The sequence below is a fragment of the Solirubrobacter pauli genome (assembly GCF_003633755.1).
GTDB lineage: Bacteria > Actinomycetota > Thermoleophilia > Solirubrobacterales > Solirubrobacteraceae > Solirubrobacter > Solirubrobacter pauli.
On sequence record NZ_RBIL01000001.1, the window covers coordinates 940084 to 955094 of the forward strand.

Here is a 15011-nt window from a genome sequence, read left to right on the forward strand (position 1 = left end):
CTCCCCGTCATCGGCGTAGAGGTCGAACCTGCCTCTCCACCCGTGGGTGGAGACGGCTTCAACCCTCGCGCCCATGAAGGAACCGGCGATGAGCCCTACCGTTCTGCGACGTGAGGCTTCGCGACATCTCCCCGCCGGGCAAGCACGGCCCGCCCGTGGCGATGCGCGTGATCGCGGTCGCGTCGGTCGGGGCGATCTTCCTCTCGGCGCTCTTCACCGACCCCAGGCCGAGCTTCAGCCAGGACGGCCTGCTGGTCGTGCTCGCGATGCTGCTGATGGCGGTCGGCCTGACGCTCGGGCTCAGGCGCTACGAGTGGTGGCCCGGCGCGCGGTTCACCGGCCTCTGCGCGATCGGGGTCGCGGTGCTGATCTTCGCCGCGGTGCAACCCGACAGCGCCGGCTACGTCGGCGTGTACTTCATCGTCGTGCTCGCCGGGCTGCGGCTGGACCGCGAGGCGGCGGCGTTCGTCTGCCTGACCACGGTCGCCGGCCTCGTGCTGATCTTCGCCTTCGAGGACGAGGCCGTGGGCATGATCGTCGGCCTGCTGTTCAGCCTCGCACCGTGGTTCTTCGTCATGCGGCTCGTCCGCCGGCTCGCCGCCACCGCGAACGAGTTGCAGGAGTCGCGCACGGCGCACGCCGAGTCCGCGGCGCTCGCCGAGCGCGGTCGCGTCGCCCGCGAGCTGCACGACGTCCTGGCGCACAGCCTCTCCGCCCTCGCACTCCAGCTCGAAGGCGCGCGCCTGCTCGCGCAGAGCAAGGGCTCGGACCCGGAGGTCGTCGAGAGCCTGCAGCGCGCGCACCACCTCGCCACCACCGGGCTCTCCGAGGCACGTCAGGCGATCAGCGCCCTGCGCGGCGACGACCTGCCCGCGATCGAGGACCTCGCCGCCGCGTTCCCCGGCGCCACGTTCACCGTCAGCGGCACGCCACACGAGCCGACGTCCGAGGCCAAGCTCGCCCTCTACCGCACCGCCCAGGAGGCCCTCACGAACGTGCGCCGCCACTCCCGCGCTCCCGACCACGTGGACATCCGCCTCGACTTCGCGCCGGACGGCACCACCTTGACCGTCCAGGACCACGGCGAGCAGGCGCCGGCCGTCAACGGCGGCGGCTACGGGTTGACCGGGATGCGCGAACGCGCCGAGCTGCTCGGCGGCCGGCTGAACGCGGGCCCGACGAACGACGGCTTCCGGGTGGAGCTATGGCTGCCGGTGTGAGGGTCCTCCTGGCCGACGACCAGCGCGTCGTGCGCGAGGGCCTCGGCACGCTGCTCAACCTGCTCGAGGGCATCGAGCTCGTGGCCACCGCCGCGGACGGCGAGGAGGCGCTCCAGCTCGCGGCCGAGCACAACCCGGACGTCGTGCTGATGGACCTGCGGATGCCGCGCATGGACGGCACCGAGGCGATCAGGCGGCTCGCCGCGCGCGGCACCGCCAGCATCGCCCTGACCACCTACGCCGACGACGCGTCCGTGCTCGGCGCGCTGCGCGCCGGCGCCCGCGGGTACCTCACGAAGGACGCGGGCGCGGAGCAGATCAAGGCCGCGGTCGAAGCGGTCGCCCGCGGCGAGGCGGCGCTGGACCCCGCGATCCAGCATCACGTCCTCGCCGCGGTGAGCGCCCCCGCGCAGCCCGGCCTTCCGGACGAGCTGACCCCCCGCGAGGCCGAGGTGCTGGCCTTGATCGCGGAGGGCCTGACCAACACGGAGATCGCAGAGCGGCTGGTGGTGTCACCGGCGACGGTCAAGAGCCACGTCAACCACCTGTTCGCCAAGATCGGCGCGCGCGACCGCGCGCAGGCCGTCGTGTACGCGTACGCGAACGGCCTGGCGCGGGCCTAGGCGGCTTCGGGCGCCAGCGCGCCGACGGGCGTCCCCGGACGCGGGCGGAACAGGAACAGCGCCGCGAACGCGCCGACGGCACCGATCGCCGCCCCCGCGTACATGACGTCCTGCAGGCTCCCGGCGATGTCGCCGGTGGACACGAGCGTGCCGAGCGCGGCGATGCCGACGGCGACCCCGGCCTGGCGGGCCGTGTCGTGGATGCCGGTCGCGAGGCCGGCGACGCGCTCCGGCACGTCCAGCGCGACCGCGCTGACGGCCGGGTTGAAGAGGCCCGTGCCGGCCATCGAGACGATGAAGCCGATCTGCAGCTCCAGCCACGACATGTCCGGGCTGATCAGCAGCGCGCTGATGACCATGCCCAGCGACGCGAGCCCGAGGCCGCCGGCTATCAGCACGCCCGGCTGGACCTTGCCCGCCAACTTGGCCGTCCCGGCCGCGCAGAACAGGTTGACCATCGTGCCCGGCACGAGCACCAGGCCGGCCTCCATCGGCGAGTAGCCCTTCACGTCCTGCAGGAAGATCATGATGTAGATGAAGGTCGAGAACAGGCCCGCGGAGATCGCCATCGCGGCGAGCTGCGCCCCGGCGAAGCGGGGGTTGCGGAACATGCCGAGCGGCACCATCGGCGCGCTCGAGGTCGCCTCGATGTAGATGAACGCCGCCAGCAGGCCGGCGGCCGCCGCGAGCGCCGCCACGACCGGGCTCGAGCCCCAGCCCTCTTCGGCCGCGTTGAGCAGGCCGTAGACGAGCGCGAAGAGGCCGCCGACGAGCGTGATCTGGCCGGGGATGTCGATCTTCGGCGGGTTCGGGTCGCGGGACTCGGCGAGCCGGGTCAGGCAGATGACGAGCACGACGATGCCGATCGGCACGTTGACGAGGAAGACCCACTCCCAGCCGGCCACCTCGGTCAGGAGGCCGCCGACGAACGGGCCGAGCGCGAACGACGCGCCGATCGTGGCGCCGTAGGCGGCGAACGCGCCCGTGCGCTCCTGCGGCGTGCGGAACGCGTGGCTGAGCAGCGCGAGCGAGACGGCGAACATGAGCGCGGCGCCGATGCCCTGCACCGCGCGCGCCGCGATCAGCAGCTCGATCGAGCCGGAGGCGGCCGCGGCGGCCGATGAAGCGGTGAAGACGGTCACGCCGAGCGCGAACAGCTTGCGGCGCCCGTAGCGGTCGGCCAGCGAGCCGGCCGTCAGCACCACGCTGGCGAGCGCGAGCGTGTACGCGTCCAGGACCCACTTGAGCATGTGCAGGTCCGTGTCGAGGTCGGCCTGCAGCGTCGGCAGCGCCGTGTTCACGACCGCGATGTCGAGCATCAGGATCGCGGTGGCGGCGAGCACTGCGGCCAAAGTCCATTTCTGAAGGCGTGACATGCAGCACACGATCGGCCACCGGGTTTGTCCGCGCCTTGCCGTTACCTTGCCAATCGGGGTGTTGCTAACCGACAACCTGCAGACCGGTCGCTAGCCTGTAAGGACTGCCACCGGCTCGTCCCCGTGTGGCCCTGCCCCCGACGAAGGGACGGATGCACATGGCGTCCAGCTCCAAGAAGCGAACGACTTTCGCCAAGCTCAACCGTGAGCAGAAGGTGCGCGAGAAGCGCGCCGAGAAGAACGCGCGCCGCGAAGCGCGCAAGCACGAGCCGGTCGGTTCGACCGCTCCCGTCGAGGCCGTCGAGTCCGATCTGGACCTCGAAATCGATCTCGACAAGCACCCCGCCGTCACCGGCGAGCAGATCTAAACCCGATCTGACGCGGCGGAACGCGCCCACCGGCAAGCCGCCGGTGAGCGCGTAAACGTCGCCCCCGCTTACGGGGTGGTCGTGGACAGCGTGAACGTCAGGGTCTTCGCGTACGTCCCCGTACGCAGCCCATCGCTCGCGTTGATCCGCTGAGCGAAGCTGAGCGTGACCTCGTCGTTCGTCGCCGGCGCCGGGTAGGTCAGCAGCGTCGACGGGATCGTCTTCGGTGCGGAGCCCACGCCCAGCGGCGACGTGGCCGAGAGCTTCAGCGGCTCCGGCAGCGCGAACGCGCCGTTGACGAGGTGGCCCGGGTTCGCGCCCGAGTCGGACACCGACAGCGTGGCCTCGCCGGCGGTCGAGGTGACGGAGGCGAGCTGGCTGGCCGTGTAGTCGGCCTGCTTGCCCGGGACGAACGCGCCGAACACCGGCGGGGTCGCGCCCAGCGACAGCGCGAGCGTCGCCGGCACCGTGCCGCCGACGGTCCCGACCTCGCTCTTCTCCGGGTCGATGTAGTTGGCGATGAACTTCTTCGGCGCGGAGATGTTGCCCGCCGCGTCGATCGCGCGGTACTCGATCACGTGCTTGCCGTACGGCAGCCGGCCGTAGTTGAGCGCGTCGATGTCGGTGCCCGTGACGGAGAACTGGAACGGGGCGTTGGCGTCGGTCGGCCAGCCGTAGAAGTTCTGCCAGCCGTCGCCGTCGACGCGGTACTCGGGCACGACGTAGCCGGGCTGGTCGTCCGTGGCCGTGACCTTGAACGAGAACGGACCCTCGAAGATGTACTCGGGGATCTCGGCGCCGGGCTGCGACAGCGTCGCCTTCGGCGTGGAGACGGCCACGGTCGTGACCGCGTCCTTGGCGTCGACGGTCCAGGTGCGGGTCGACTCGCCGACGGTCGCCGTCAGCGTGTGCGTGCCGCCGTTGAGGTTCAGGTCGCCCAGGTGCAGCGTGCGGCCGTCGGCGGCGGCGGTGACGGCGGCGCCGTCAAGCTTCCAGGCGACGGTCGGGACGCTGCCGTCGGCCGGCTTGCTGACCACCACGTTGACGACGTCGGTGCGGCCGATCGCGCGGTCGTTCTGCGTGCCGCCGGTGATCGTGGCGGGCGCGGCAGTGCCCGCCGGGTTCGCCTCGTCCTTCACCGTCCACGTGAGCACGCGCTTGAGCGCCGTGGAGCTCTGGATCGCGGGATCACGCACGAACGGCGTCGGGTCCGAGATCGTCGCCGTGACCGTGTGCGTCTGGCCCGAGGTCAGCAGCAGGTCGCCGAGCTTGAGCGTGCGGCGGTTGGCCGAGCTCGGCACCGCGGTGCCGTCGAGCGTCCACGCGACGTTGAGGTCGTGGTCGACCGGCTGCACCGTGTCCACCCACAGCGTGTCCTTGTTGCCGACCGGGGCGGTCGTCGGGGTCGAGCCGTCCACCAGGTTCACGCGCGAGGCGATCCGCTGGGTCATGATCTCGAGGCCGACCTGATCGTAGTAGTAGCCGAGCGACTTCATGATCGAGTGCGCGCTCGGGCGGTACACGCAGTCGGCGAAGTACAGGCCGCCGGCGTAGCGGTCGATGATGCCGCCGGACAGGCTCGGCTCGCCGAGCCAGCGCCACCACTTGCGCTGCGTGGCCTTCATCTGCTCGACCGTCAGCAGCGTGTGGTGCGCGGAGGACGGCTCGCCGCCCGTGTAGCAGCCGCCGTACACGCCGCGCGTGTAGTAGTCGTACTCGTCCTGGAGGTTGCCGAGCGAGTGGCCGATCTCGTGCGGGCTGATGAGCGCCGACATCGAGTTGCCGCCGGTCGCCGTGGCGTTCGCGCCGCCGGCACCGCCGTAGGTGCTCGAGTTGCCGATCGCGAGCCGCTGGGAGACGCCCGGCGCGAGCGCCGTGTAGCGCTGCAGCGCGGCGTTGTTGACGGTCACCAGGCGCTGCACGCTGCCCGCGTTGCAGCCGCCCCAGAAGCCCATCCCGAGCACGGTGTCCCGGCGCGGCGACGTCAGGCTCGAGTCGCAGTCGATCCCCGACTCGGCGGAGATGATCTCGATCGCGTAGACGTTGATGTAGTTGCGATAGCTCTTGTACGGCTCGATGCTCCACATCACGTTGAGGTGCTTGTCCACCTCGGCGCGGAACTTCGGCATGTCCGCCTCGGTGTAGCCGTCACCGGCGATCACGAGGTTGAAGCGGTTCGTCGCCGGACCGGTGACCTGCAGCGGCACGACCTTCGCGCTGCCGACCCCCGTCGACGGGATCGTCTGCGCCTGCGCGGACGCGGAGACCCCCAGCGCAGCGACCACCGGCGCGACCCACAGCGCCATCCTGGCCAACCTTCTCATCCTTGGTAACCCCTCTCGTTCCTGCGTTTAACCGCCCGAAACGCTAACGGGGCGGTCCGCTTGGGTCACCGACCAGCTGTCGAAAGCTGGCTAGCCGACGAGCTGCAACTGCGGCCGGCGCGACTCGTAGCGCGCGGCGACGCCTTCCAGGATGTCGAGCATCGCCTGCGTGGCCGGCGTGCGGTGCGCGTCGACGGCGGTCGCGGCGTACACCTCGCGCACGGGGGTCTCGCGCCCGAGCGACCGGATCACGATGTCCTCGCGCACGCTCGTGAGGCCGAGCTCGGCGATCAGCGACACGCCGACACCCGCCGCGACGAAGCCCTGCATGGCGGTGTAGTCGTCGGTCTGGAAGGCGATCCGCGGCTCGAAGCCGGCGATCGCGCACGCGCGGTTGATCAGCCGGTTGCACTCGCAGTCCGTGGTGCCGGCGATCCACGGGTCGTCCGCGAGGTCCGACAGCCGCAGCGCCCGCTTGCGCGCGAGCGGGTGGTCGGCGGGCATGGCGACGAACATCGGGTCCGACAGCAGCTGCTGGCGGGCGATGCCGTCGGCCTCGTCGCGGACGCGCGAGTCGAACCCGAGCGCGAGGTCCAGCTCGCCGCTCTTGAGCAGCGGCGCGGAGTCCTCGGGCTCGGCCATGATCAGCGAGAGCTCGACGCCCGGGTGCTCGGCGCGGAACGCCGCGATCGCGAGCGGCATCAGGGACGCGGCGGCGGACTCGAACGCGGCCAGGCGCAGGCGACCGCCGCGCAGGCCGGCAATGGCCTCCAGCTCGGCCTCGGCCTCGCCGAGCCGGGCGAGGATCGCGTCCGTGTGGCGCACGAGCGCCTCGCCGGCCTCGGTCAGCCGGATGCCGCGTGCGTTGCGCTGGACGAGCGTGCAGCCGGCCTCGCGCTCGAGCGCGGCGACCTGCTGGCTGATGGCGCTCTGCGTGAACGAGAGCGACTCCGCGGCGGCGCTGAACGAGCCACGGACGGCGACTTCGCGGAGGACCCGCATGCGGCGGACGTCGAGCATCAGTGCTTCTTATACCACCGACAGCGAAAGGTCATTTGAACTGATGGCGGTAATGACCGAAACTAGATCTCACGCATTACCGATCGCCCAACGTTCCAGGAGAACACCATGTCCGCTCTCGCTTTCAACCTCGCCCCTACTGTCGTCATCCGCGCCGCCCGTGGCTCTGACGGTCCCGCCCTCCGCCGCCTCGCCGCGCTGGACTCGCACGAGCTCCTCACCGGCGATGTCCTCGTGGCGGAGGCGGACGATCAGATGGTCGCGGCGCTCTCCGTCGACACCGGCGAGAAGGTCGCCGACCCGTTCGTCCGCACCGCGGACGTCGTGGACCTGCTCGCCTACCGCGCCCGGGGGCTTCGCACCTCGTGAGCGCCATGGAGGCCTCGCCCCGGGTCGTCCCCACTCGGGTCGAGGCCGCTCCCCCTTGGAAGGTCTGGTCGGCGCTCTGGATCGTCTACATCGTCTGGGGCTCGACCTACCTCGCCATCGCGCTGATGGTCGAGACGATCCCGCCCCTGCTCGGGGCGGGCACCCGCTTCATGCTCGTCGGGCTGATCCTGCTGCCGGTCCTGGCGTGGCGCAAGGGCGCCCGCGTCTGGCGGCCGACGCGCGCCGAGCTGCTCTCGGCGGGCTTCGTCGGCCTGATGCTCCCGGGCGCGAACGCGGTCATCTCGGTGGCCCAGAAGACCGTGCCGTCGGGGCTCGCCGCGTTGCTCGTGGCGTCGATCCCGCTGTGGGTGATCCTGCTGCGGCGCGCGACCGGCGAGCGGATCTCCTGGCAGTCGCTCGGCGCCGTGCTCGTCGGCTTCGGCGGCCTCGTGCTGCTCCTGCACCCTGAGGGCGAGGCGACGATGATCGGCCTGCTCGCGTGCGTGTTCGCCGCGTTCATGTGGGCGCTCGGCTCGTTCTCGTCCCCGCGCATCTCGCTCCCGCGCGACCCGCTCGTCTCCACCGCCTGGCAGAGCCTGCTGGGCGGCGTCGCCGTGTTCCTGGCCGGCGTCCTGACGGGCGAGCTGCCCGACGTGCACTTCGACGAGTTCTCCGGCCGCTCGATCGGCGGCCTGCTCTACCTGATCACGTTCGGCTCGCTGCTGGCCTTCACGTCGTACGCGTGGCTGCTCCAGAACGCCCCGATCTCGAAGGTCTCCACGTACGCGTACGTGAACCCCGTCGTCGCCATCGCCCTCGGTTGGCTTGTTCTCAACGAATCGATAACCCCAACCACACTTCTAGGCGCTGGAATCATCGTTGCCTCCGTCGCGCTCGTCATCCGTGTCGAAGCGCCCAAGGCGGAGAAGACGTAGGTCCCGACCGGACCCACACCCGGGGGCGCGGAGCGATCGTCCTGCTGGCGCAACGTCCGCTCCGCGCCTCCTCCCTTTCTTAAACGTCCAGGACGTTTATCTTCAGCGCGATGCGCGTAGGCATCCAACTTCCCGAGGTCGAGCGCGAGGTGCGCTGGCCCGAGTACCTCGCGATGGCGAAGGCCGCCGAGGAGGTCGGGTTCGACTCGATCTGGGTCGGCGACCATCTGCTGTATGACGGGCCGGACCGCGCGCCGTGGGAGGTCTGGACGCTGATGAGCGCGCTGGCCGCGTCCACGCAGCGCGTGACGATCGGGCCGCTGGTCGCGTGCGCGGGCTTCCACCCGCCCGGGCTGATCGCGAAGATGGCCGCGACCATCGACGAGGTCAGCGGCGGGCGCTTCACGCTCGGGCTGGGCTCCGGCTGGAACCGGCGCGAGTTCGCCGCCTTCGGCATCCCGTACGACAAGCGCGTGTCGCGCTTCGAGGAGGCGTTCACGATCATCCGCGGGCTGCTCGCGGGGGAGCGCGTGACGCTCGACGGCCAGTTCCACCAGGCCGACGACGTCGTGCTGCTGCCGCCCCCGGCGCGCACCGTGCCGCTGATGCTCGGCTCCAACGGCCCGCGCATGCACGCGATCGCCGCCGAGCACTGCACGAGCTGGAACACCTGGTGGGAGGACTACGGCAACACGCCCGAGGGGTTCGCCGAGCTCCAGGCGCGGTTCGCGCCGCATCTGGAGCGCAGCGCGTGCATGCTCGTCCAGCTGGACGGCCGGCCGCGCGAGCGCGTCACGGATGTCCCGGCGGTGACCGAAGCACGGTTCGCGGAGCACATCCGCGAGCTGGGTGAGGCCGGCGCCGACGAGGTGATCGTCGTCGCCAGCCCCATCGACGAGCGCTCGATCCGAGCGCTCGGGGAGAAGCTGCCCTAGCCGACGGGCTCGGCGACCTTCTCCTCTTCCTGCTTCTTCTTGACGGGCTTCTCGGCGCCGATCAGCTTCTGCGCCTGACGCTCCGGGGTGATGGTCACGACGTCCCAGGCGAGGCCGAGCTTCTTCATCAGGCCGATGACCATCTGCGACGGGTCGATCTCCCACCACTTGAGGCCGTGGGCGGCCGAGCGCGGGAAGGCGTGGTGGTTGTGGTGCCAGGACTCGCCGAACGACGGGATGGCGAGCCAGAAGACGTTGGTCGACTTGTCCTCGACGTCGAAGCGGCGACGGCCGAAGAAGTGGCAGACCGAGTTGACCGACCACGTGACGTGGTGCTGGAGGAAGATGCGCACGAAGCCGCCCCAGATGAGGCCGGTGAGCGCGCCCTTCAGGCTCCAGCTGAGCAGCCCGCCGAGGATGGCCGGGATCAGCAGCGACGCGACGACGATCAGGGGGAACTTGCGGTTGAGGATCCGCATCGTGCGGTCCTCGGCGAGGTCCTTCGCGTACTTGCGCGCGGACGCCTCACCGTGCGTCTCGAAGAGCCAGCCGACGTGCGAGTGCCAGAGGCCCTTCAGCGCACCGCTGACGCCGCTGCCGTGGCCGACGTGCGGCGAGTGCGGATCGCCCTCGACGTCGGTGTGCGCGTGGTGCTTGCGGTGGTCGGCGACCCAGTCGATGACCGGGCCCTGGACCGACAGCATGCCGAGGTAGGCGAAGACGTAGCGCGTGAAGTTGTGCGTCTGGAACGCACGATGCGTGAGCATCCGGTGGAAGCCCACGGTGACGCCGAGCCCGCTCAGCAGGTACATGAGCACGAAGACGGCGACGTCGGACCAGCCCAGCCAGCTGCCCCACAGGAGCGGGATCGCGGCGGCGGTCACGGCAAAGGGGATGAAGACTGCAGCCATGTTCACACGGCGCTCGAGGCGAGTCATGACCTGGAGGCTATGCACAGCGCGTGCGGGTTTCTTCCCTGCTGCCCGCGAATTATGAACGCGTTTTTGTGCTCAAGCCTCAAACGGACGCTCGAACAGCGTGCTGAGCACGATCTGCGTCTGCGTCCTGGTGACACCCGGATGGTCCCGGATCCGCTCGAGCGTCTCCTCCAGATGGGCCGTGTCACGCGCCCGCACGTGCACGACGGCGCTCGCCTCACCGGCCACCGTGTAGGCCGCCTCGACCTCCGGATGGCGCTCCACGGCGTCCCGCACCTCGTTGGCCGGCATCCGCCCCTCGCAGTACAGCGAGACCAGCGCGTGCGTCGTCCAACCGAAGCGGCCGGGGTCCACCCGGGCCGTGTAGCCGCGCACGACCCCCTCGGCCTCGAGCTTGTCCACGCGGCGCTTGACGGCCGGCGCCGACAGCGACACCCGCATCCCGATGCTCTGGAAGGACCGCCGCGCGTCCTGCCGGAGGAGCGCAACGATCTGACGGTCGACTTCGTCCATGGGACGGCCAGCATCCCACATCGGCGCAACGGATCGGCATTGAGTGTGCGCCAACAACGGCGGATCATGAAGCGCATGTCGACCCAGCCCATCGTCGCGCCCAGCAAGACGGAAGACTTCATGCCGCTCCACGGCATCGACCACGTCGAGTTCTTTGTCGGCAACGCGCTCCAGGCCGCCGCGTTCTGGGTGAAGAACCTCGGCTTCAAGGAGGTCGCGTACGCGGGGCTGGAGACCGGTGTGCGCGACCGCGCGTCGCACGTCCTCGAGCAGGGCCGGATCCGGATCGTGCTGACGGGTGCACTCGTGCCCGGGCACGAGATCGGCGAGCACGTCGCCCGCCACGGCGACGGCGTGAAGGTGATCGCGCTCGGCGTCCCGGACGTCGACCACGCCTATCGCGAGGCCACCGCCCGTGGCGCGCGGGGCGTCGAGGAGCCGCACGACGTCTCCGATGACCACGGCACGCTGCGCCGCGCCTCGATCGCGACCTACGGCGACACGCTGCACACCTTCGTGGACCGCAAGGGCTACAAGGGCGCGTTCATGCCCGGCTACGCGCCGCGCGACCTCGACACCGGCGACGCCGGGCTGCTGGCGATCGACCACATCGTCGGCAACGTCGAGCTCGGCCACATGGACGAGTGGGTCAAGTACTACGAGGACGTCTTCGGCATGCGGGAGATGCTCCACTTCTCCGACGACGACATCTCGACCGAGTACTCGGCGCTGATGTCGAAGGTCGTCACCAACGGCAACGGCCGCGTGAAGTTCCCGCTCAACGAGCCGGCCGAGGGCAAGCGCAAGTCGCAGATCGACGAGTACCTGGAGTACTACGGCGGTGCGGGCGCGCAGCACATCGCGGTCGCGACGCGGGACATCGTCGGCACGGTCGAGCAGCTCAAGGCGCGCGGGATCGAGTTCCTCAACACGCCCGACACCTACTACGACGACGCCCCGGACCGCGTGGGCGAGATCGCCGAGGACTTCGAGGACCTCAAGCGCCTCGGCATCCTCGTCGACCGCGACGACGAGGGCTACCTGCTGCAGATCTTCACGAAGCCGATCGGCGACCGCCCGACCGTCTTCCTCGAGGTGATCGAGCGTCACGGCGCGCGCGGGTTCGGCGACGGCAACTTCAAGGCGCTGTTCGAGGCGATCGAGCGCGAGCAGGCGCTGCGGGGCAACCTGTAGGACATGCTCCTCGACCAGCTCGCCGGTGACGTCGTCTACTCGCCGTACGGGCTGCAGCGTGCGCTGAGCGTGGTGCGCGAGGGCGCGACGGGCGAGACCCGGCGCGCCCTGGAGGCGTTCACGATGCCACCCGAGGTGCCGGGCGTGCTGTCGGCCCAGGCGGCCTGGCTGCACGCCGACTACCGGCCGGGCCCGAAGCTCACGCTCGACACGGGCCCGCTGGAATTGGACGCGATCAACGCCTGGTCGAGCGAGAAGACGCACGGGATGGTGCCGCGGATCCTCGAGGAGTTGAGCGCCGACGAGATCGCGGTCATCACCGACGCCGAGTACCTGAAGGCCCGGTGGCGGCTGCCGTTCGAGGGCACGCGGCGCGCACCGTTCGAGGGCGCCGGCGAGGTCGACATGATGACCGTCGAGGGCCGCTTCGAGCACGCCGACGACGCGATCCGGCTGCCGTACGCTGAGCACGACCTGCGGTTCGCGGCGATGCTCGGCGAGTGGCACGACGTCGAGTGGCGGCGCGGCCAGGGCACCGTCGAGCTGCCGCGCTTCTCGACCACGAGCTCGCTGGAGCTCGACCGGCTGCTCGGCCTGTCGCTCGAAGCGGGCCACGACCTGGACGCGCTGATCGAGGGCCCCGGCCTGAAGGGCCTGAGCCGGATCATCCAGCGCGCCCGCGTGGACGTCGACGAGGAGGGCACGACCGCCGCCGCCACCACCGCGGTGACCATGCGTGCGGTGTCGATGCCGCTCGACCCGTTCCACATCGTCTTCGACCGGCCCTTCACCTGGGTCATCGAGCACGCGCCGACCGGCACGGCCCTGTTCGCCGGCCGCGTCGTCCACCCGACCTCGAGGAGAGACTGATGCGCTACCACAGCCTCGGCCGGATCCCGGCCAAGCGCCACGTGCAGTTCCGCGACCCGGACTCGTCGGCGAACGGCAACGCGCCGCTGCTGGTCGAGGAGGTCATGGGCTTCGAGGGCTTCTCGGGCAACGAGTCGATCCTCTACCACCTGTTCTCGCCCTGCCGCGTGAAGGAGGTCGGCGCGTTCACGCCGATCGTGCTCGAGGAGTGGGTGCCGGAGACGCACGTGCACCGCCTCACGCACACGATGGAGATGGCGCCCTCCGGTGACGCCGTGCTCGGCCGCCGCGTGCTCCAGTACAACGGCGACGTCGAGATCGGGATCTGCGTGCCCGAGCGCGAGGCGGACTACTTCTACCGCGACGGCGAGGGCGACGAGGTCATCTTCGTCCACGAGGGCAGCGGCGTCGTGGAGACGATCTTCGGGTCGCTGGAGTACCGCAAGCACGACTACGTGGTGCTCCCGCGCGGCACCACCTACCGCTTCCGCTTCGACGAGCCCCAGCGCTGGCTGACCTTCTACACGCCGGGCGAGATCGAGACGCCGAACCGCTACCGCAACCGCTACGGCCAGCTGCTCGAGCACGCGCCCTTCTCGCAGCGTGACTTCCACCCGCCGGCGGAGCTCGTCACGCACCGCTCGCGGGACGAGCACCACGTCAAGGTCCGCGTCCGCGGCGGCTACCAGGACTACGTGCTCGACTACCACCCGCTCGACGTGGTCGGCTGGGACGGCTACGTGTACCCGTACACGTTCAACATCCACGACTTCGAGCCCAAGGCCGGCCGCCTGCACCAGCCGCCGCCCGCCCACCAGACCTTCCAGGGCCCGAACTTCGTGATCTGCTCGTTCTGCCCGCGGATGCTCGACTGGGACCCGATGGCGATCGCGCTGCCGTACCACCACTCGAACGTCCAGAGCGAGGAGGTCATGTACTACGTCGACGGCGACTACGCCGCGCGCAAGGGCGTGGAGATCGGCTCGTTCACGCTGCACCCCAGCGGCCTGCCGCACGGCCCCCAGCCCGGGACGGTCGAGAAGACGCTGGGCATCAAGGAGACGTCCGAGCTGGCCGTCATGTGCGATACGTTCCGGCCCTTGAAGCTGACGACGCTCGCGCGCGACCTCGACGACCCCAGCTACGCGTACTCCTGGTACGAGGACCCCGTTGCCGGCTAGGAGCTTCCGCTGGCAGGACGGCGAGCGGCTGATCGTCTTCGGCGAAGGCGCGGCCGCGCACGCCGTCGAGACGCTCGGCGGTCCCGGCTACACGCTGCTGACGACCGAGCGGGCGAAGGAGGCCGCGCCCGGCGTCGTGACCGCCGCCGGCGAGGTCCACATCGTGCCCGCGGGTCATGTCGACGACCTCGCCGCGTCGCTGCTCGACGTCGTCGGCGGCGACCGGATCGTCGCGCTGGGCGGCGGGCGCGTGGTCGACGTGGCCAAGGCGATCGTCGCCGCGCAGGCCGCGGGCGCGGGCGGAGACGCCGTGAGCGCCAGCGGCGCCTACCCGGGCACGCCCGGGGCGGGCCGGGCGGCCGCTGACCACCGGGCGTTCGCCGGGCCGCCGCGGGCGCTGGCCGTGCCGACCACGCTGTCGGGCGCGGAGATGACCCGGATCCACCGGCACGCCGACGGCGTCGCCGAGTCGACCCCGCGCGTGCGCCCGGCCGTCGTGATCATCGACCCCGCGCTCGCGGCCTCGCAGCCGGTCGAGGCGCTGGCGGCGAGCTCGCTGAACGCGCTCGGCCACGCGGTCGAGGCGCCGTGCGTCACCGGTGCCAACCCGGTCGCGACCCTCGCCGCGCACGAGGCCGCGCGCCTCCTCGCGGCGGGCTGGCAGGGCGCCGAGCCCGACCGCGAGACGCTCGCGCTCGGCTCGCTGCTCGCGGGGTACGCCCTGGACAACTCCGCGCTGGCGCTCCACCACGTGCTCGCGCAGACGCTCGTCCGCGTCGCCGGTCTCGCCCACGGCCCGGCGAACGCCGCGATGCTGCCAGTGACGATCGGCGCCCTCGCCGCCCGCACGCCGGAGGCGATCGAGGCGCTGAACGCCGCCGTCGGCGAGGACGTGGCCGAGGTCGCGCTGCGCATCCGCGCCCGCTCCGGCGCGGGCGGCCTGCGGGATCTCGGCGTGGACCCGGACGTCCTGCGCGGCTGCGCGGACGCCGCGGCCGCCCGTCCCCAGCTCAAGCTCACACCTCCGCCCGCCGACCGCGACGAGATCCTGTCGCTGTACGAACGCGCGCTCTAGCGGGCGACCTGACCGAAAGTCCGCATATACCGGAAAGTGGGGTTTAGAAACCCCGTCAACGGTCGATGAC

15 protein-coding genes are annotated in these 15011 nt (G+C 70.9%); 10 read left to right on the top strand and 5 right to left on the bottom strand.

From position 1 onward, the window contains the following. The first annotated feature begins 110 nt into the window (after window positions 1–110). Together C8N24_RS04285 and C8N24_RS04290 are read left to right on the top strand one after the other, a co-directional pair. Window positions 111–1220, top strand: a complete 1110-nt coding sequence (locus C8N24_RS04285) for a sensor histidine kinase (RefSeq protein ID WP_121248335.1) — start codon at window positions 111–113, stop codon at window positions 1218–1220. Beyond that, window positions 1205–1843 (top strand): response regulator, encoded by a 639-nt coding sequence (locus tag C8N24_RS04290; protein ID WP_121248338.1) that lies wholly within the window; start codon window positions 1205–1207, stop codon window positions 1841–1843. The genes C8N24_RS04285 and C8N24_RS04290 overlap by 16 nt, the downstream gene beginning before the upstream one ends. Here C8N24_RS04290 and C8N24_RS04295 read toward each other — a convergent pair. Further along, window positions 1840–3186, bottom strand: a complete 1347-nt coding sequence (locus tag C8N24_RS04295; RefSeq protein WP_170178837.1) for an MFS transporter — start codon at window positions 3184–3186, stop codon at window positions 1840–1842. The genes C8N24_RS04290 and C8N24_RS04295 overlap by 4 nt on opposite strands. A gap of 158 nt (window positions 3187–3344) precedes the next feature. Between C8N24_RS04295 and C8N24_RS04300 the strand changes: the two genes are divergently transcribed. Then, a complete protein-coding gene (locus C8N24_RS04300) occupies window positions 3345–3587 on the top strand; it encodes a hypothetical protein (protein ID WP_147447637.1) in 243 nt (80 codons plus the stop codon). 68 nt (window positions 3588–3655) lie between these two features. Here the strand turns inward: C8N24_RS04300 and C8N24_RS04305 are convergent, their stop codons facing one another. After that, window positions 3656–5893: a M64 family metallopeptidase gene (locus C8N24_RS04305; protein WP_211339836.1), complete on the bottom strand. Its 2238-nt coding sequence runs from the start codon at window positions 5891–5893 to the stop codon at window positions 3656–3658. Between the two features lie 108 nt (window positions 5894–6001). Then, window positions 6002–6931 (bottom strand): LysR family transcriptional regulator, encoded by a 930-nt coding sequence (locus C8N24_RS04310; RefSeq protein WP_121248346.1) that lies wholly within the window; start codon window positions 6929–6931, stop codon window positions 6002–6004. Window positions 6932–7039: 108 nt separating this feature from the next. Here C8N24_RS04310 and C8N24_RS04315 point away from each other — a divergent pair, with 108 nt between their 5' ends. The 3 genes from C8N24_RS04315 to C8N24_RS04325 all read left to right on the top strand — a co-directional run bounded on the left by C8N24_RS04315 (window position 7040) and on the right by C8N24_RS04325 (window position 9170). Next, window positions 7040–7300, top strand: coding sequence for a hypothetical protein (locus C8N24_RS04315; protein ID WP_121248348.1), 261 nt, complete (start codon window positions 7040–7042; stop codon window positions 7298–7300). 5 nt (window positions 7301–7305) lie between these two features. Beyond that, window positions 7306–8235: an EamA family transporter gene (locus C8N24_RS04320; RefSeq protein WP_121248350.1), complete on the top strand. Its 930-nt coding sequence runs from the start codon at window positions 7306–7308 to the stop codon at window positions 8233–8235. 110 nt (window positions 8236–8345) lie between these two features. After that, entirely contained in the window at window positions 8346–9170 is an 825-nt protein-coding gene (locus C8N24_RS04325; RefSeq protein ID WP_121248352.1) for an LLM class flavin-dependent oxidoreductase, read from the top strand. On the opposite strand, the gene C8N24_RS04330 is transcribed toward C8N24_RS04325, so the two are convergent. Together C8N24_RS04330 and C8N24_RS04335 are read right to left on the bottom strand one after the other, a co-directional pair. Continuing rightward, entirely contained in the window at window positions 9167–10108 is a 942-nt protein-coding gene (locus tag C8N24_RS04330; RefSeq protein ID WP_121248354.1) for an acyl-CoA desaturase, read from the bottom strand. The two genes, C8N24_RS04325 and C8N24_RS04330, sit on opposite strands and share 4 nt — an antisense overlap. Before the next feature lie 72 nt (window positions 10109–10180). Next, the gene (locus tag C8N24_RS04335) at window positions 10181–10621 is read right to left on the bottom strand and encodes an Lrp/AsnC family transcriptional regulator (protein ID WP_121248356.1); all 441 of its coding nucleotides are present in this window, start codon (window positions 10619–10621) and stop codon (window positions 10181–10183) included. Between the two features lie 66 nt (window positions 10622–10687). Between C8N24_RS04335 and hppD the strand changes: the two genes are divergently transcribed. From hppD to C8N24_RS04355, 4 genes are read left to right on the top strand one after another with little or no spacing between them, the layout of a single operon-like run. Beyond that, the gene (gene hppD / locus C8N24_RS04340; protein WP_121248358.1) at window positions 10688–11815 is read left to right on the top strand and encodes a 4-hydroxyphenylpyruvate dioxygenase; all 1128 of its coding nucleotides are present in this window, start codon (window positions 10688–10690) and stop codon (window positions 11813–11815) included. 3 nt (window positions 11816–11818) lie between these two features. After that, on the top strand, window positions 11819–12685 hold the full coding sequence (locus C8N24_RS04345) for a serpin family protein (RefSeq protein WP_121248359.1): 867 nt from the start codon (window positions 11819–11821) through the stop codon (window positions 12683–12685). Further along, window positions 12685–13866, top strand: a complete 1182-nt coding sequence (locus C8N24_RS04350) for a homogentisate 1,2-dioxygenase (protein ID WP_121248361.1) — start codon at window positions 12685–12687, stop codon at window positions 13864–13866. The genes C8N24_RS04345 and C8N24_RS04350 overlap by 1 nt, the downstream gene beginning before the upstream one ends. Further along, a complete protein-coding gene (locus C8N24_RS04355) occupies window positions 13856–14941 on the top strand; it encodes an iron-containing alcohol dehydrogenase (RefSeq protein WP_121248363.1) in 1086 nt (361 codons plus the stop codon). Before C8N24_RS04350 ends, C8N24_RS04355 begins: the two co-directional genes overlap by 11 nt. Window positions 14942–15011: the final 70 nt, after the last annotated feature.